Below are 18,778 nucleotides of genomic sequence, written 5' to 3'. Positions count from 1 at the left end.
TGTGCCAGCTACAAATATAAAATTGATATAGATATAAAACGTCATCTTTTTTAATAGGGCTACGCTTTGTACCAGATGGCTCTAAAGGCATCCCAATTAAATAATATTGCTTAGATAAAACTAAGTTACCTCTCAGTTAATTAAAGTAAGCGATGCACCTCTAAAGTAACAATCAAAACCAATTTGGTGCATTTTTGTAACTATTTTGGTGCATAGAATATAAATGATAGTTGCTAAAAAGATTATGTTAAGCAACTACTTACAACAGAAAATAGCATCACCGAAAGCACTGGCATGACCTTATAAACTGGTGAGGCTACATATTTTTTAACTATATAAGGGTTCGATAATTGAATGTCATAATTGTGTTTGGCACGATTATTGAGGGCTTAATAGTTATAGCCATATAAGTATTAACGACTATCTATCACTGAATCATCTAAAAATTAACTTGCGACTTTTGGATGGGACATTAGATGAAAGTATTTAAGCAAACCCATTACTGAGGATAGGCATATGAGTAGCACTATAGTAAGTACGATGAATAAAGCTAAATTAGTGGTGATTGGTAACGGTATGGTGGGACATCACTTTATCGAGCGAGCCATAGAGAAAGGCTTACACGATCAGTTTGAGATTCACGTATTTGCTGAAGAGGATCGCCCAGCTTATGACCGGGTGTATCTATCGAGCTATTTTGAACATAAAGATGTGAGTAAACTAAACTTAGTGGACTTGAGCAGGTATGAGGATGCTCAGATTCAGTTGCATCTTAATCAGCGAATCACAAACATCGATGCCGCCAGTCAATGTATCAGCACGGAAGACGGTACCCAGATAGACTATGCTGAATTGGTACTAGCAACAGGCTCCTATCCGTTTGTGCCGCCGATTCCAGGGCGCGAGCATCCGCACTGTCATGTCTATCGTACGATTAAAGATTTGGATGATATTCTCAGTACTGCTGAGCAGCCAAAAGTCAAAAGAGGCGTCGTGGTCGGTGGTGGTCTGCTGGGTCTTGAGGCAGCTAAGGCCCTAGTCACACTAGGACTAGAGACTTACGTGGTAGAGTTTGCGCCTCAGCTGATGGGCGTACAGCTCGATGCTGCTGGCGGTGATATTTTAAAACGTAAAATTGAAGCCCTTGGCGTCAAAGTACTAACAGGTAAAAATACTAAGGCCATTATCGACAATACCCTATCGGATGAAGCATCGTGTCATCTAACCATGCAGTTCGCTGACGATACGTCGTTGGATACCGACATGATCGTCTTTAGTGCGGGTATTCGTCCGCAAGATGGCATTATCAAAAGCAACCCTGAATGCGGTATTGAAATCGGCACCCGTGGCGGTATTCTGATTGATAAAGCCTGCCGTACCAATGCTCCGAATGTCTATGCCATTGGAGAATGCGCCGTATGGGACAACACCGTTTTTGGCTTGGTCGCACCAGGTTATAGCATGGCCAGTATTTGCGCCGCTCAAATCGCAGGCGATCGCGCTCAGACCTTTACAGGCGCTGACATGAGCACCAAGCTCAAATTGATGGGCGTCGATGTGGGCAGTATCGGCGATGCGCACAGCGCAACAGAAAACAGTTTGAGCTATTTATACCAAAACCCTGCTGAGGGTATCTATAAAAAACTGGTAACAACAGCAGACAATAAGCGGCTATTGGGCGCTGTATTGGTAGGCGACACTGAGGATTACAACAATCTCTTGCAGCTATTTCTAAACGATATTGACCTGCCTGCCCATCCTGAAAGCCTGATCCTACCCAACGTAGAAAAGCCCACCATGGGTATCGAGAACCTGCCCGATAGCGCCACGATTTGCTCTTGTTACAACGTCACCAAAGGTGCTATTTGTGCCGCCGTTGAAGACGGTGCTTATACCATGGCAGAGGTGAAATCATGTACCAGTGCTGGTACCGGCTGTGGCGGCTGCGCACCTATGGTAAAAGACACATTAGGCTATCAGCTAACCGCGCTTGGTTTTGAAGTCAATAATGATCTATGTGAGCATTTTGCTTACTCACGTCAGGAGTTGTATAGCTTGATTCGAGTACAAGGCATTAAGACATTTGATGCGCTATTAGATGAGCACGGTAGTGGTCATGGCTGCGAAATTTGCAAACCAACTGTCGCCTCTATTTTGGCGTCTTGCTGGAATGATTATGTACTCAAGCCCGAACTCACGCCACTGCAAGACAGCAACGATTACTATCTAGGCAATATTCAAAAAGATGGCACTTATTCGGTCGTGCCGCGCGTACCTGGCGGTGAAATCACTGCAGATAAACTCATCATCCTCGGACAAGTCGCCAAAGAGTTCAATCTGTATACCAAAATCACTGGCGGTCAGCGCGTCGACTTATTTGGCGCACGTTTAGACCAACTGCCCGATATCTGGACCCAACTGGTCGATGCTGGATTTGAGACGGGCCATGCTTATGGTAAATCTCTGCGTACAGTGAAATCTTGTGTGGGCAACAACTGGTGTCGCTACGGTGTCGATGACAGTGTGGGTTTAGCACTTAGACTAGAAGACCGCTACAAAGGAGTACGCTCACCACACAAAATAAAAATGGGCGTATCTGGATGTACCCGTGAGTGCGCTGAAGCGCAAAGCAAAGATTTTGGGATTATTGCTACTGAAAACGGCTGGAATCTCTTTGTCTGCGGTAATGGTGGCATGACCCCACGTCATGGCGAGCTATTCGCAACGGATCTTGATACGGATACAGTTGTCAAATATATCGACCGTATTATCATGTTTTATATCAAGACCGCAGATAAGCTTCAGCGTACATCCAAATGGCGCGAGAGCCTTGAAGGTGGACTTGAGTATCTACAGGCAGTCATTATTGAGGACAGTTTAGGTATCGCTGAGGAGCTAGAGTCGCAGATGCAATTACTCATCGACAACTATGTTTGTGAATGGAAAGCCACCATTACTGATAGCGAAAAACTCAAACGTTTCCGTCATTTTGTTAATAGTGAGCAAGGCGATGACAATGTGGTATTCGTCACTGAGCGAGAGCAGATTCGCCCTGCAACCGATATCGAAAAGACGCAAATAAAAGTGACCGAATTGGCGTAATCTTAACGTGTCAGCGTCTATTGATATTAGACGCTAAAAAGCATTTTTTGTTGTTGGTCTCATTTATATTTTACTATTAAGGATCTTCTGATGACTCAGCTCACTGTGTGCAAAATCAATGATATTATTCCCGAGACAGGTGTCTGTGCGCTCGTAAACGGCAAACAAGTGGCTATTTTTTGCACCAAGCAAACACAGTTATTTGCGCTTGATAATTATGATCCGTTTAGTCAAGCCAACGTCTTGTCTAGAGGTCTGATTGGCGGCACCACTATTACTAACGAGGATGGCTCTGATGAAAATGTGCTATATGTCGCCTCACCTATTTATAAGCAACGCTTTAATCTTGTCACAGGTCAATGTTTAGATGATAAAAGCATTATACTCGACACGTATAAAGTAGAGCTTGAGGGTAGCGATGTCATCGTAAAATATAACTAGGTATTTGTGTGTCTAGCACATACTACCTTCTAGACTATTAAAGCAGCCTTTGATTTTAAGAGTCGAAGGCCGTTTTATTCTTCATCAAACCTTTTGTCATCCCCTAATAAATTAATGAGATTGATGTCTGCTAGTATAGTCAGTTCAATATAAAAGTATTATAAATACAATCAACTAAACCAACATTCAAACAATCATGACCTACTCCTTAGACTTTCGCAAACAAGTACTAAAAAGCTTAGATGATGGCATGACGTTCGCTCAAGCTGTCGACTTTTATAATATTAGCCCAACCACTATTCAGAAGTGGAAGAAGCGTATTCATAGCAAAACAACCAGACAAGTTAAGCCTCATAAGATAACCGATGAGCGCTTACTCAAAGATGTAAAGGACTATCCAGACAGTTATCATTATGAACGCGCAAGACGTTTAAAGTGTAGTAAATCAGGGATTTGTGAAGCCCTAAAGCGTCTAGGTATCAGTCAAAAAAAAGACACTAGAGCATTCAAAAGCGTGTCCGATAAAAAGAGCAGCGTACCAGAGTAAGCTTAATAGTTTTATGCAGCAAGACTATCCCATTGTCTATATGGATGAAAGCGGCTTTGAGGCTGAGACTATAAGACCCTATGGCTACGCACCGATTGGCAAACCTTGTATTGATACCTACAACTGGCAAGCAAGAAAGCGCACTAACGTTATTGGGGCTCTGTATGAAAAAATGCTATTTGCGCTTGATTACTTTGAGCAAAATATTAACAGCCGCATATTTTATCACTGGTGCAAATATACCCTTATTCCAAGCCTCAAGGCCAAATGCGTAATTGCGATGGATAATGCTCGATTTCATAAAAATAAACGCATCCAAAAATTACTGAACAGACATGGCCATCGTATTCTTTGGTTGCCACCTTACAGTCCTGATCTGAATCCCATTGAAAAGAAGTGGGCTCAAGCAAAGTTTCTACGCCAAGGCTGGATGCAAAATGACTTATCTAAATTATTTTATGATATTTGTCCTGGTCATAACAATTTTATTTTGAACTAACTATACTTACTATTACTTAGAGTCCCCTGCATTCGAAATAAAACCCTCATATTTTCTAGTTATTCTATTAAGCTTTTCTCATCCTTAATGAAAACCCAATCATAAGATTTTCTACATTCAAAACCCTCATGATTTACCTTTCCGTTATTCATACTCTTGTAAATTATTAAGCCTACAACAGTCCTAAAACTGTTTCATTCGAAACTGCTCTTACGTATTAGAGAGATCACCATGCACCATTTAAGGACATGCAAAGATCAATTTGGTGCATCCGTTCGCAATCTTCAAACAACTTCGTTCCTTACTAAAAAATACTGTTCATGTGGTACATTTACGAAAAGGGTTAATGATCGTTTTGTTACTTATTTTTTTCTTTTTAATATTGGCATAAAGGTTGCTATTTGTAAGTTACAACTTCCAAATTAGGGATATTGAATAATGAATGAATCTAACGACTACCCTTTGAGTGCTGTACCAACTGACAAGAGAAAGAATTTATGGTCCATGATGTCAGTATTATTGGGCTTTACATTTTTTACTTCTACAATGTGGGCAGGCGGTACGCTTGGTAAATCATTTTCATTTTATGAGCTGATGTCTATTATATTCATAGGCAACTTGTTGCTTGGATCTTATGCAGCAAGCTTAGGTTATATTGCGTGTAAAACTGGTTTGAACACCGTGTTATTAGGTCGGTATTGTTTTGGACTAAATGGAAGTAAGTTATCTGACTTTGTATTAGGATTTACACAAATCGGTTGGTATGCATGGGGTACTGCGACGATTGCCATTATCATTGTGAAGTTACTGGAATTGTCAGATGCATGGCTCACGCCATTGATGATCTTTTTTGGTTTTGGTTTCTGTATCAGTGCCTATATAGGCTACAAGGCGTTAGAAATTCTTTCAAAAGTCTCCGTACCTGCGATGCTATTTTTTATCGGCTTATGTTTCTATAAAGGCATACTTGATATAGGCGGCATTTCGGAATTTGTAGCTATCGAACCAACTGAAAGTATGCCTATCGCAGCTGCAATTACCTTGGTATTTGGTACCTTTGTAAGTGGGGGTACGCAAGCAACAAATTGGAGCCGTTTTGCTAAGTCAGGAAAAGTAGCGGTTATAAGTACTTTGGCAGCATTTTTTATCGGTAATGGCTTGATGGTGTTTGTCGGTGCTTTTGGTACGGCTATATATCAACAAGCGGATATCGTTGATGTACTTGTTGCTCAAGGTTTCATGCTTGTCGCTGTCCTAATGTTATTCACTAATATTTGGACTACCCAAGATAATACTATTTACAATTTTGCAGCGGCAGGATGTAACTTGTTAAGAACAGATAAAAGGCGTTTAGTCACCTTATTCGGTGCTGCATTAGGCACCGCATTAGCCGTCATGGGCATGTATAACATGCTAATACCCTTTCTAATACTTCTGGGGACCTTCATTCCACCAATTGGTGCGATTATCATGACAGATTTTTGGGTGAAGTATAAAGGTAATATGCCAGATTTAAGCAGTATCGAATTACCAAAGTACAATATAGTTGGATTATCAGCTTACGTGATTGGTTCAGGTTGTGCTTACGCTTCACCTTGGATTGCTCCACTTGTTGGCATTATTACTTCTGCTATTGCTTATACAATATTATTGAAGCTCTCTACTGTAAAAACCCAACAAGAACAGAGTATTTAATTAATGATATCTATTGAATCGTTAAATCAAATAAGTGGACTAGAAGCTCTTCGTTTTAGAGCGGGTCGGCAAGGTAGCAGAAATGCAATACGTTGGCCCTATATAGCAGAAAACACAGAGATTGAAAACTGGACAAAAGGTGGAGAGTTGATCTTTGTTACAGGGTTAAATTGGAACTGGACTGTTCAAGACTTTATTACTCTCATTAAAAAAGCAAAAACGCAATGTACGAGTGGGTTAGTGATTTTAACCCACTCACCCTATCTCGATACCATTCCTATTGAAGTTTTAGATTTTGCTAATGAACAACACTTTCCTGTTTTTGAACAGCCTTATTCATTGCCAATGGTAAATGTTACCGAAATATTGTCTAACGCGATCATTATGGATGGTCTCAATAATAAATCTAGTCGTTGGTTTCTACAAGACTTAGCAGATAACCCAAATATATCTGAAATAGACCTGATTAAAGCCACAGAAATAGGACTTAACCCCACTCAACAGTTATCTGTCGCTTTTATTAAATTCAACCGTATTACTGATGAAGAAGTCATTAAAGGAGATTACTTAATCAGTCAGTTCATGCTGAACGAGGGCGTTCAACTTCCTATTACGGAGCTTCATCAAGGTTGGCTGGCGATTATGCCGACATCAGCGGAACACTGTGATGATAGTATGAAACGATGGAATCAATTGCATCAAAAACTGCTTGCATATGGCTTTCACTGCACTATTGGTGTTAGCGATGCAAAAGAATTAAAAGTCATTTATAAAGCCGTTTCACAGGCAAGACAAAGCGCTAAATTTCATAGAGATAATAATAGAAACGAAGTTATACATTACAACTCATTAGGTATTGCTCAGCTTTTTACTCATATCGATAACAATGAAATTGACTCTTTTTGTCGTCAGTATCTAGGTGATATTTTCAACAAACAGGATACTCAGAGTTTGGTTCTAAAAACCACTTTAGCTTGTTATTTTGATAATTTATGTTCGATGCGTCAGACAGCATTAGCAATGAATATACACAGAAACACTTTGTCTAATCGATTAGAAAAGATAGAAACGTTAACGGGTATTAATTTAAGTAATGCTCAACAGCGATTGAGTTTGCAAATAGCGCTCATTGCAGATCGTTACATCAGTTAATTTTTATAAAATATAATTACCAATTAGGAGACACCATGATTATTAACAATGCCAAACTTCGCGGTAAACAGGGATTACATAGCATTGAATGCGAAAATGGAAGATTTGTAAGTATTATCGAGCAAGATGGCCTAGTCATTCCATTAGAGTCAAGTCTTGATGCTAAAATGAATTTACTGTCTGCTCCATTTGTTGAGCCTCATATTCACCTTGATGCTGTATTTACAGCAGGTGAGCCAAATTGGAATTTAAGTGGCACGTTGTTTGAAGGGATAGAACGTTGGGCTGAACGTAAGCCGATGCTAACTAGCGCTGATGTTCAGCGAAGAGTATTAAAAGCCGTACAACTATTGGTCGAAAATGGTGTTCAACATATTCGAACACATGTTGATATTACCGATCCTGAATTAGTTGCCTTAAAAGCAATAGTCGCTTTAAAAGAAAAACTTAGTGCTTATATTGATTTACAAATAGTTGCATTCCCCCAAGAAGGTATTTTGTCCTTCCCCAACGGTAAGCAGCTAATGGAAAAAGCACTTGAACAAGGTGCTGATGTCATCGGTGGTATTCCTCATTTTGAATATACTAGAGAATATGGGGTTGAGTCGATGCGATGGATCATCGACCTCGCAGAAAAGCATGGCAAGTTAGTTGATGTCCATTGTGATGAAATAGACGATGGCGCATCAAGGTTTTTGGAAGTATTGGCTACAGCCGCTTTAGAAAAAGGGATTGGAGAACGTGTGACAGCAAGCCATACTACTGCAATGCACTCTTATAACAATGCGTATTGTTCCAAATTATTTCGTTTACTAAAAAAATCTAAAATAAATTTTATTGCTCTTCCTACTGAAAATATGCATCTACAAGGACGCTTTGATGGTTATCCTAAGATTCGCGGTATCACACGAGTTAAAGAGATAAAAGATGCTGGAATGAATATATGTTTCGGTCAAGACTCTATACAAGATCCATGGTACACACTAGGTAATGGCAAACTACTTCGTGTTCTAGATTCAGGGATTCACTCATGTCATATGATGGGATACGAGGATTTAGAAACTGCATTAGACTTAATTACAGATAATGGTGCTAAAACGCTCAATATATCTGCAAACTACGGTATAGAAGTAGGTAAGCCTGCAAACTTTATTATTCTTGAAGGTAGCAATGATGTCGAAGTAATCCAAAAACAGGGCGATGTTTTATACTCTGTAAGAGAGGGAGAGGTACTCATATCTAGACAGCCGGCTACTCTGAATCAAACAATATCTTTAACTGAATGAAAGAATGTTTTTTTACGAGCTACCAAAAATGCGTTCAAGAGTGTTTTCTTGAACGCTTCATCCTTTGCTTATAGCACCATATTTTCTTAGAATTTGACGCTAATTGGATAGTAGTTCGTAAGTACCTCATAATCTCTATATAAGCATAATTTGTGCGAACACATTAAATTGTAACACCGTATAAAAGTTCTCTAAAGCTCATATTCTTTATCATAAAACCAACTCATAACTCGTACTACGTCCTGATGCTATAGATTTTTGCATCATGTCCTTCTCTATTAAATCATTAATATCTCGTAGTGCAGTGTCTATAGAACACTTGGTCATAGTCGCCCATTTCTTAGTGGTAAGTTTGCCATAAAAATCAGTCAGCAAAATATTTAGCATTTTTACTTGCCTATTATTTAAAGCGCACTGTCGATGCGTCTGCCAAAAGCCCGCCTTACTGATAATTTTATCCGTGGTTTCTTGAGCTACAATGAGGGATTGCTCTAGCGTTTGCAAAAACCACACCAACCAATCCGTGATATCTTTATCACCTTTTTGCGTACGTTCTAGTATTTTGTAATAGTCATTACGCTGTTTAAGAATTTGCGCTGACATACTATAAAAGCGTTGGGCACTGTTATCGCTTTTTGCCAGCATACGTTCTGTGAGTGCTCGTGTTAGTCGTCCATTTCCATCATCGAATGGATGCAAAGTCACAAACCATAAATGAGAAACACCTGCTTTTATGACCAAATCTATATCGTCTTGCTTATTTGACGAAGTGTTAAACCACAATAAAAATTTGCTTAACTCATCTGGCAACCTATCGGCACTCGGGGCAACAAAATGAACCCGCTCGCGACCATACCCACCAGACACTACTTGCATTGGCCCTTTGCTATCATCACGGATACTACCTGCTCGAATACGATAAAGCCCACTATATCCATCTGGAAATAATGCTCGATGCCATCCAAGTAAATCATCTAACAATAGTGGCTGTTGATAACGATAGGTGGCACTTAGCATCATCTCTACCACGGCATCGATCTCACGAGTAGTGGTTGGCATGCTGGCACTATCTAACCCTAAATGCCGAGCAACTGAAGAACGAACTTGCTCATCATTTAGTGTCTCACCTTCTATCTCAGAAGTTTTGATAATCTCTAAGGTCACCGCATCTAATTGTGCCTCAACATTCAGATCGAACCCTAGTGTTAGCAGCTTTCCTAGTAAATGGCCTTGTAATATCCGCACACGACTGACGAGTGGCAATAGCTTTTTGTCCGACCATTGCCATTCAGTCCAGTTTGGATGTTCATGAATATAAGTAACATGCTTCATATGTTCCTCAGAAATATGCAGAGATTAGGACAGTAATCTCCTTATATTATGCAGAGAATAAGTAGTAGAGGCAATACGCAAAAACTCAAAAATGACAATAGTAGATGCAATAAGAGTAGATTCTCAACAAACACACATATTCTTTTATTCTGGTAAGGGCTTGAGTAGAGGTAAAAATACTATAAAAATACAGTGCCCAATTACGAGTTAAATTTTATTCTATTACAATTTACATTGTGATTATTAAATCGTATAATATATACAGGCTATGAATATCAGTGTATGTAAGATAATATCATTTTTTACACGTTCGTTGACCTACCTTGACATGGTAGAGGTCGTTGGTTCGAATCCGATTACGCCTACCAGATTCGAAAACCCCCAATCTTAAGATTGGGGGTTTTTTTGTCCGTAAAATATGGGCTTTCTCGATTACTGTTTTTCATTACCAAGGTTACGCCTTAAGGTATGCAAACACAGTCGATGCCGAAATGGCGCCTGTCACGCCACATCGACTGTATTGCTATTATTGGTTCCCTACCCACACTCTATAAATATAGTAAGGCGGCTGGCCTTTATCGACGGTGCCGGTGAACTGCGGTGTTTTATGTAATTGATTTACTGCAACATACAACCAACCATTCGTATCTAAAGACACATTATCAGGCCAGTCGAATCGGCTGTCTCGTACTAACGATGTTAGCTGTCCTTTCGTATCAAGCACATCTACGCCATTATCGTTTAAGTTGGTAAAGTAGTGATTTCCATAACTGTCTGTAGTAGCGCCATCTGAAACGGGTTTATCACCAACACGTATAATGCTCTTACCAATCTGTTCATCACTGGCTTTAGTTCTAAATAAGGTAGCATCTAAGCTATACCAAGATTCACCGTTCATCGCGCCAAAATAAATTGTATTATTATCAGCGGACATCGTAATTGGGTTTATCCCATTGTTTGTCGGCTTGCCACCCATCATAATCTCAACATCATTGATTACCATTTTTGCATCAGCTTCAGGTTGTAAAGCGACATGATTGCCAAAACGGCGTACTTCATTGGTGTTCATATCAATAGCAATAATGGCTGGATTGGGAATATCCGCCAAATAAATCCATCCATTTTCTCTATCAACCACCAAGTCTTGCACAAAACTATTTTTTGGTGCGATATCTGTCGGTATATCGATTTTGCTAATTACTGCGCCAGTGTCAATATCAAATCCCCAAACACGAGTTTTACCAATATTTTGACCCATATCGACGATCCATAACCCACCTTGATCGTCTTTAGTAATACCTAATGGTGTATCAATGGTCGCTTCACCATACTGGCCTTTAGGAGATTGAAATTTGTTTGAAGGCCATGGCTGATAGCGGTTAGGTCCAGTCACTTCAAATAACTGTATCCCCTGTTCACCATCGTTAGGATGCACGGTAGAAAACACCCGACCGTCACTCGTAGCCATGACATTGCCTGGGCGGATAGGTAAACCGATAACCGTTTCTATCTCTCCCACTGTAGCCACATCGCTTTTTACTTGCGTGACGGACATAGCATCGCGCTCAACTAAACTACACCCTGCTAATGCTGTCGTGATTAAACCAATAATAAAAATATTTTTCATCGTGAATTCCTGAGTATTTAAAGAAGCCTATAACGATGTCCATTTTAACTTTTCTACCAAATATTTCTGTTCTTTTCATGATACCTCTAAAGTCATCAGTTCAAAGATAAAAGTGGAAAATAGAAAGTTCTCTTATTTTTAATGCCAGTTTGATTTAACATCAGCTTGATTAGTCATTACATATTTTTTAGAGACATAGCGCTTCATCAGGGTAGTCAATATAGCCTGTTATCAAAACTGTAATAAACATGGGCAGATAGGCGTAAGTCGTTACTCTTCTTAAATTTTCATCAAACTACGCAACGTTTTAATCCCTTATCATTCTTGTTGTCGGAAAGGGGTTAATAAAAAGACGCCTTATCTAATCGAAATCGCTAATGTTAGATGATTTTGCAAACTTGTTTATTCAACCAAGATATATAAATAGGATAACACCATGAAAAAGTTACTATTAGGCTCACTATTAGCTGCATCAACTTGTGTCGCGATGATTGCTCCTGCAACAGCCGCTAGCAATACTGCCGCGCCAAATTCAGCACAAATGCAACATAAAGACGGTACGCACAAAGGACCACTTTCAAAAATCAATCTAACGGCTAAACAGCAAGCACAAGTTAAATCTATTCACGATAAGTATCGTAGCCAAGGCAAAGATGGTCGCCAACAGGCTCGAGCTGAGATTGCAAAAGTCCTAACAGCACAGCAACGTTCGCAGTTAGAGAAAATGAAGGCTGAACATGAAGGCAGTGGTGAGCATCGCGGTCGTGGACATTAATACTAGATAGCTAAAGCAAATCCTCCAAAAAGTAAAAATAGCCCATCTACCATAGATGGGCTATTTTGCTATGTGACAGCGAGAACTATTGGAGGCTTTTGCTCCTAAGTAGCACTGAGTGTACTCGCTTATGCTTTTCATGACTCCTGCTGTCAATCCTGTAGTCTTAAACTTGGGAGATAATCCTATTAAAAAATCATATGAGCACACACGGCAATGATCGGTAATGAAATAAGGGTTCTTAGTAAAAAAATCACCAATAACTGTAAGAAACTCACAGGGATTTTTGTCCCCAAGATCAACCCACCGACTTCCGACATGTAGATCAATTGAGAGACTGACAAGCAAGCGATGACAAAGCGAGTCAACTCTGATTCTATTGAAGAGCCTATGATCGCAGGCAAGAACATATCTGCAAAACCTACCATAATTGTTTTTGACATTTCTGCTGCAAACGGTATGTTTAATAGCTCTAAGAACGGAATAAACGGCATACCTAAATAGTCAAATACAGGCGTCTCTTCTGCAACAATTAAGCCCATGGTCCCGATTGCCATCACAACAGGCAATATCCCGATCCACATGTCCAAGATGTTTTTTAGCCCCTCTTTTAAGAAAGTAACAAAGCTTGGACTCTTATCGGCCTTGTGGACGGCTTTGTGTAGACTATGAGTAAATAATGTTTTCCCTTCAGGAATAGTTTCATGATCTCTATCACTGTTTTCTATCGTATAAGTATCTTCAATTCTAGACAGCGGTAATAGTCTTGGTACTACTAAAGCGCAAACAATCCCGCATAAAGCAACGACCCCAATCATATTGAGAAAGTAGCTTTCTAGTTTGACTTGAGAGATGACGACCAAACAGAACGTAATCGAAACGGCTGAAAAACTTGTGGCAATAACGGCCGCTTCTTTTTTAGTATAGAACCCGCCTTCTAATTGCTTATCTGTTAATAGGACGCCGATCGTTCCATCACCCAGCCATGATGTCAGACAATCGACAGATGACCTACCGGGTAAGCCAAACAAAGGTCGCATCACTTTACTCAATAGAACCCCAAAAAATTCTAATAAGCCAAAATCGAGCAATAGTGGTAGTAATAACCCAGCTAAGAAAAATACGATAAACAGTATTGGCATTAGTTCATATAATATTAAGCCGCCAATATTATCTGAATATATTGCCTCAAACCCAAATTTAAAATAGGTCACGACAACAAAGAACGCACCAAGCATTCTAATCACAAGCCAAGGTGTCGTAACGTTCAGCAAATTATTTAGAAACGCATTATTCAAAACTAATGAAGGTTTCATAACTTTGGTATATAACGTAGCACACAAGGTAATCATGATTGAGGTGACAACGAGTAAGGGCAAGAGGTCACCGATATACCCTTGGATATAATCCTTTAACACAGATATAGGAATGGTAAATCCCTCTGCATAGGTGACAAACTTACCATCTACGTAAGGAATGGGAAATACGAACAGCATCAAACCTATGATAGATGGTATGAAGAACTTTAAAAACTGTCTGATATTGATGCTGCTGGCCTCTTTGCTTGAGGCATTAGTCTTAATAATGTCCATATTATTTTTTGACTCCCTGTCAATTTCAACTAATATAAATAATGTCGTTCAGATTGGTTTTTGTGAGTTATTCTAAATTTTCTATGCTAGTAATTATTTAAAAGGGAGTGCGTTACTTCTTCTAAAATTTTAAATATTCTGGTTGAGTCATCTTTTGAATTGTTGTACAAAGGATTGATCTCTGCCATCTCCCAGCAACATACTTTTTCGTTTTTAATGAGCTCTATGTTGAGCTGCATGGCTTGCTCATAAGACAGACCATTCATTGCTGGCGTACCTGTCCCTGGGACATATAAGGGATCAACACTATCGACATCAAATGAGACATAAATATGATCGCAATATTCTAGTTTTTTGAATATTTCGGCTACTGTGGCGCTGATGCCTTTTTTGGTTATTTCAGCCACACTATATAACGGAATTTTGTGTCTTTTGATCAGTTCCATCTCCTCTTCTTGATAATCTCTAACGGCACAAAACACGACGTTTTCTGGCTTCATTGATGGCTCATCAGATGCCATAAACTTCAATCGCTCCCAATACTCCTTCTCCTTTTCAGAGAGCTCGTTACGCTTGCATTCCAAATTGTCAATCGCACACGCCATTGCCAAAGGCATACCATGCATGTTGCCTGATCCACTGGTATACGGCGAGTGAAAATCAGCATGGGCGTCTATGTAGACCACACCGATCTCAGCATCAGGATGTGCCATTTTAAGACCGTGCATGGTTCCTGCACAGCTAGAATGATCACCTGCGATAACAATCGGAAATTGATTATCTTCTCTAATCTCTTTTATTTTATGTGCCAATTTAGAGATAACAGGCTCAATCACATCAGCGTATTTTGCATGTTTAAATGACGACTCTTCTTCGTGTATGTATTCATTTTTGATACTGTCAAGTTGCAGTTTTTCATAGTAGTCTGCATTCATCTCTTTTGATGATGCGCGCAATGCATCAATGCCTAGTGACGCGCCTTTCTTGTGCCCTGCGACATCCGAATACACTTCTACTATGCGCACGTTTTTCATTAAATCATTCATTATGTTGTCTCCATTAAGTAAAGCAATTCTTTCATTATTCAAATTTATAATTGATCTTTTTAACCACTTACGCCATAGATGCAGCTTCATTCGTCGCTATGCTACGATCTTTGTTGTGAGCTTTCATCACCGAATAAAGGTTTTTAGGATCTTGTTGATGAGGGATCAAATCAAGCAGCTCATAGGCGTCTTGTTTTTTGATCAAATCACGCAAAAACACTAGAGCTGTAAAGTCTTCTGAGGCAAAACCAACGCCGTCAAATACGACTAAGTTATTGTCGTTGGTGCGCGCTTCTTTCTCACCGTTTACGATACAATGGAACTCTGTCACAGGAAAGTCTTGAGAGAGCTGTTGAATATCGCCTTCGATACGGGTTTGTGGTTCAAACTCTACAACGACATGATCGGCTCTTAGTAAGATATTGGCATCCAGCTCGGTTTTGCCAGGGCAATCGCCACCGATAGCGTTGATATAGACACCTTTGTTGACCATATCATCACGCAGGATAGTGGCGTTTTTCTTATCTGCCGTACAGGTCGTGATGATATCTGCGCCTTCAACGGCTTCTTCTGCGGTTTTACAGATAGTAATATCCAAACCTGAATCGGCAAGGTTATGCGCTACTTTTTCAGACGCAGCTGGATCAACATCATAGAGACGTACTTTTGAGATACCCACCACTGCTTTCATGCCCATTGCTTGGAACTCTCCTTGCGCACCATTACCAATAAGCGCCAAGGTTTTAGCGTTTTTAGGCGCACAGTGTTTGGCAACCAGTGCCGAGGTCGCCGCCGTACGTAGTGCGGTCAAGATGCACATCTCTGTTAATAAAATTGGATAGCCTGTGTCAACATCAGACAATACGCCAAAAGCGGCTACCGTCTGTAAATCCCGTTTGGTATTGATAGGATGGCCATTGACATACTTGCATGCAAACATGTCACCATCGCTAACAGGCATGAGCTCTATAACACCATCTTTGGAATGAGAGGCAAAACGACTGGATTTTTCGAATTGTTCCCAGCGAGAAAAATCCTGCTCTAGAGCATCTACCAGTTCTTTTATGGTCTGTTCTATACCATGATTACTGATGATTTCAGCCATTGCCTGTACGCTAACAAAGGGCACACCCTGCTTTTGAGATACGATAAATTTAGACATTCGTTTTGCTCCATTCCATGAATATTGTTTGTTGAATCGACAATTAATATGCTACCAACTATAAATGTCAGTTAAAATGTCAATAAGTTATTAAATATTGATATATTTTTGACATATTGATAGATACTACTTATCACAATGTCAAAAACTTAATAAGGGAGACATTTTTATGGCGTACTACACTTATGACTCTTTAGACAGCGAGCTGATATCTGAACTGCGACAAGACGGCCGCGCAACCATCTCAATCCTTGCAAAAAAACTTAAAGTCTCGCGTGCCACTGTCCAAAACAGATTGGATAGACTGATTCATAATGGCGCTATTTTAGGCTTTACGATTCGAGTGCATGAGGCACTAGATAACGAAACGGTCAAAGCGATGATGATGATCGAGGTGACAGGAAAATCTACGTCACAAGTGATTAGAAAGCTGCGCGGTATCCCGCAATTGATCAAGCTGCATACAACCAATGGGGCGTGGGACTTGGTGGCAGAGATACACACGACAAGTTTGAGAGAATTTGATGAAGTGCTGCGGCAAGTAAGAGAGATCGATGGCATTCTTAATAGCGAAACCAGTGTTTTGCTGTCGAGTTTATGACGCAAGAGTACCTCAGAAAATATATTCAACACCGTCTAAAAACACCTTCCTGGTGAAGACGCAAGATTATCGCTATCATCAAATAGACTGCCTTGACAAAGGTAGAATGAATGCTTTACCCTTTAAGTAGAACGTTCATTCTACTTTTGGGAGTTTTGTTATCAAAGAAGATATTGCTATTAAGCTCGAAAAGGCATTTAGCCGATATGGTTTTGCCGAGCCAAGTGTTGCTCAGCTCAAGACAGCATGTAATGTAAGCCTGCGAACACTGTATAAGTACTATCCCTCTAAAGAGATGATGGTCGTTGCCGCCTTGGACTATCGCCACCAAAGATATCTCGACTTTTTACTCAATGAATCACCTCCTCCTGGCATAGCCTCTATTTTTCATATTTTTGACAGACTCGAACAATGGATGAAAGCGTTCGCACCACATGGCTGCATGTCTATGAGTGCCGTGGCAGCTTTTCCTGATGATCCAGTGATTGCAAGCTCAGTGCAGAAGCACAAACAAGAAGTCAGGCACTTTTTGGGACAACAAAGTCAGAGAGAAGATCTTGCGACGGCCATCTTTTTGTTACATGAAGGCGTTACGAATTCATGGCCTGTATTAGGAGCAAAGGCCATCATCTCAGCCCAGCGCACACTATCAACACTTTTAGAGGAAGACAAATGATGCAACCGATCCCAAAGACAATGACAGGTGTCCAGCTTATCGGTCATGGTGGCCCAGAGATGCTCAAATACCGTGATGATATTCCTGTCCCCACTGTCACTTTAGATGATGTACTCATCCGAGTTTCGGCAGCAGCGGTCAATAATACAGATATCAATACCAGAACGGCATGGTACTCGAAAGGCAATAGCAGTAGCGCTGATGCCAGTTGGTCTGGCACTGCAATGAGCTTCCCTCGTATCCAAGGTGCAGATGTCTGCGGTACGATAGTAGCAGTCGGTGCTAATATTAGTCGTGAACGTATTGGGGAACGGGTTCTTGTTGAACCTTGTATTCATGAAATCGATGGTCAACCATTGAAATCAGCTGGTTACTATGGCTCAGAGTGTGACGGTGGATTTGCTGAATATACAGTAGTCGCTGCCAAACATGCCTATGCCGTAAATAGTATGCTCTCTGATGTCGAGCTGGCTTCGTTCCCATGTTCGTATTCTACTGCTGAGAATATGCTCACGCGAGCGAATGTCTCGTCGTATGATAAGGTATTGATATCCGGCGCTTCAGGCGGTGTTGGATCAGCAGCAGTCCAGCTGGCAAAAGCGCGCGGTGCTTATGTTATTGCTATCACCAGTCCAAGTAAAAACCAACAGCTGCGAGAGCTTGGAGCGGATCAAGTGATACCTCGAGATGATGACTTGGTTGATGCAATAGGCGAAAACTGTATTGATGTCGTGATTGATTTGGTCGCAGGAAAGCAATGGCCTGATTTTTTACAATTGCTAAAACCAAGAGGTCGGTACGCTGTGTCTGGCGCGATTGGAGGCGCATTGGTTGAGCTAGATATCAGAACACTTTATCTAAAAGACTTAACTTTTTATGGCTGTACTGTACTTCAACCTGAAGTCTTTCAAAACCTCGTTAACTGCATCGAGCAACGTAAAATAGCTCCAATCATTGCGCGTACCTTTCCGTTAAAAAAGATACATACTGCTCAAGAGGTTTTCTTAGAAAAAAAACACGTCGGTAAAATCGTTTTAAAAGTTGCTCAAGAATAACCACTTGTCTCTCTTAACTTACTTCACGTAGTCTATCCTAAGTGCAGCCCAATCAACACAACTGCGAAGCATATATCCGTTTACTACATAGAGGATTTATCAGATAGACATCTAGCTTCTTGATAAATCCTCTAGCATAACAATAATAAAGTTATCAAACGTGCCAATAAAGAATACATGAGTGTTGTTA

The 18,778-nt window shown here is 40.3% G+C and carries 16 protein-coding genes and 1 pseudogene; 12 read left to right on the top strand and 5 right to left on the bottom strand.

What is annotated here, in order from left to right:
* Window positions 1–516: 516 nt before the first annotated feature.
* From nirB to codA, 7 genes are all read left to right on the top strand, one after another.
* On the top strand, window positions 517–3,102 hold the full coding sequence (gene nirB, locus ACTXGL_RS12850; protein ID WP_443527136.1) for a nitrite reductase large subunit NirB: 2,586 nt from the start codon (window positions 517–519) through the stop codon (window positions 3,100–3,102).
* 90 nt (window positions 3,103–3,192) lie between these two features.
* Entirely contained in the window at window positions 3,193–3,543 is a 351-nt protein-coding gene (gene nirD, locus ACTXGL_RS12845) for a nitrite reductase small subunit NirD (RefSeq protein WP_238036651.1), read from the top strand.
* A gap of 196 nt (window positions 3,544–3,739) precedes the next feature.
* On the top strand, window positions 3,740–4,090 hold the full coding sequence (locus ACTXGL_RS12840; RefSeq protein WP_443527135.1) for an IS630 transposase-related protein: 351 nt from the start codon (window positions 3,740–3,742) through the stop codon (window positions 4,088–4,090).
* On the top strand, window positions 4,065–4,589 hold the full coding sequence (locus ACTXGL_RS12835; protein WP_443527142.1) for an IS630 family transposase: 525 nt from the start codon (window positions 4,065–4,067) through the stop codon (window positions 4,587–4,589). Before ACTXGL_RS12840 ends, ACTXGL_RS12835 begins: the two co-directional genes overlap by 26 nt.
* Window positions 4,590–5,027: 438 nt before the next feature.
* Window positions 5,028–6,284, top strand: coding sequence for a cytosine permease (codB, locus tag ACTXGL_RS12830; protein WP_443527134.1), 1,257 nt, complete (start codon window positions 5,028–5,030; stop codon window positions 6,282–6,284).
* Between the two features lie 3 nt (window positions 6,285–6,287).
* Entirely contained in the window at window positions 6,288–7,436 is a 1,149-nt protein-coding gene (locus tag ACTXGL_RS12825; RefSeq protein WP_443527133.1) for a PucR family transcriptional regulator, read from the top strand.
* 35 nt (window positions 7,437–7,471) lie between these two features.
* The gene (gene codA / locus ACTXGL_RS12820) at window positions 7,472–8,722 is read left to right on the top strand and encodes a cytosine deaminase (RefSeq protein ID WP_443527132.1); all 1,251 of its coding nucleotides are present in this window, start codon (window positions 7,472–7,474) and stop codon (window positions 8,720–8,722) included.
* Between the two features lie 210 nt (window positions 8,723–8,932).
* On the opposite strand, the gene ACTXGL_RS12815 is transcribed toward codA, so the two are convergent.
* Both ACTXGL_RS12815 and ACTXGL_RS12810 read right to left on the bottom strand, forming a co-directional pair.
* Window positions 8,933–10,054, bottom strand: a complete 1,122-nt coding sequence (locus ACTXGL_RS12815; protein WP_443527131.1) for a Fic family protein — start codon at window positions 10,052–10,054, stop codon at window positions 8,933–8,935.
* Window positions 10,055–10,580: 526 nt separating this feature from the next.
* The gene (locus ACTXGL_RS12810) at window positions 10,581–11,681 is read right to left on the bottom strand and encodes an L-dopachrome tautomerase-related protein (protein WP_443527130.1); all 1,101 of its coding nucleotides are present in this window, start codon (window positions 11,679–11,681) and stop codon (window positions 10,581–10,583) included.
* Between the two features lie 436 nt (window positions 11,682–12,117).
* On the opposite strand from ACTXGL_RS12810, the gene ACTXGL_RS12805 reads away from it, so the two are divergent.
* Window positions 12,118–12,456 carry a periplasmic heavy metal sensor gene (locus ACTXGL_RS12805; RefSeq protein WP_443527129.1) on the top strand — a complete coding sequence of 113 codons (339 nt, stop codon included), beginning with the start codon at window positions 12,118–12,120 and terminating at the stop codon, window positions 12,454–12,456.
* A 188-nt stretch (window positions 12,457–12,644) separates the two neighbouring features.
* Here the strand turns inward: ACTXGL_RS12805 and ACTXGL_RS12800 are convergent, their stop codons facing one another.
* From ACTXGL_RS12800 to ACTXGL_RS12790, 3 genes are all read right to left on the bottom strand, one after another.
* Window positions 12,645–14,048, bottom strand: a complete 1,404-nt coding sequence (locus ACTXGL_RS12800; protein ID WP_443527128.1) for a YjiH family protein — start codon at window positions 14,046–14,048, stop codon at window positions 12,645–12,647.
* Between the two features lie 86 nt (window positions 14,049–14,134).
* On the bottom strand, window positions 14,135–15,094 hold the full coding sequence (locus ACTXGL_RS12795; RefSeq protein WP_443527127.1) for an arginase: 960 nt from the start codon (window positions 15,092–15,094) through the stop codon (window positions 14,135–14,137).
* A gap of 67 nt (window positions 15,095–15,161) precedes the next feature.
* Window positions 15,162–16,256, bottom strand: a complete 1,095-nt coding sequence (locus tag ACTXGL_RS12790; RefSeq protein ID WP_443527126.1) for an ornithine cyclodeaminase — start codon at window positions 16,254–16,256, stop codon at window positions 15,162–15,164.
* A 169-nt stretch (window positions 16,257–16,425) separates the two neighbouring features.
* On the opposite strand from ACTXGL_RS12790, the gene ACTXGL_RS12785 reads away from it, so the two are divergent.
* The 4 genes and pseudogenes from ACTXGL_RS12785 (at window position 16,426) to ACTXGL_RS12770 (ending at window position 18,588) form a co-directional block, all read left to right on the top strand.
* Window positions 16,426–16,857 (top strand): Lrp/AsnC family transcriptional regulator, encoded by a 432-nt coding sequence (locus tag ACTXGL_RS12785; RefSeq protein WP_443527125.1) that lies wholly within the window; start codon window positions 16,426–16,428, stop codon window positions 16,855–16,857.
* 160 nt (window positions 16,858–17,017) lie between these two features.
* Window positions 17,018–17,155 (top strand): annotated as a pseudogene (locus ACTXGL_RS12780) (TetR/AcrR family transcriptional regulator); the annotation flags it as partial.
* A 150-nt stretch (window positions 17,156–17,305) separates the two neighbouring features.
* A complete protein-coding gene (locus tag ACTXGL_RS12775) occupies window positions 17,306–17,533 on the top strand; it encodes a hypothetical protein (RefSeq protein WP_443527124.1) in 228 nt (75 codons plus the stop codon).
* Window positions 17,530–18,588 carry an alcohol dehydrogenase family protein gene (locus tag ACTXGL_RS12770; RefSeq protein WP_443527123.1) on the top strand — a complete coding sequence of 353 codons (1,059 nt, stop codon included), beginning with the start codon at window positions 17,530–17,532 and terminating at the stop codon, window positions 18,586–18,588. The genes ACTXGL_RS12775 and ACTXGL_RS12770 overlap by 4 nt, the downstream gene beginning before the upstream one ends.
* Window positions 18,589–18,778: the final 190 nt, after the last annotated feature.

The organism is Psychrobacter sp. T6-6 (assembly GCF_052258185.1).
GTDB lineage: Bacteria > Pseudomonadota > Gammaproteobacteria > Pseudomonadales > Moraxellaceae > Psychrobacter.
The sequence above is the reverse complement of the archived record's forward strand: the minus strand, read 5'-3'. Positions and strand labels throughout refer to the sequence as shown.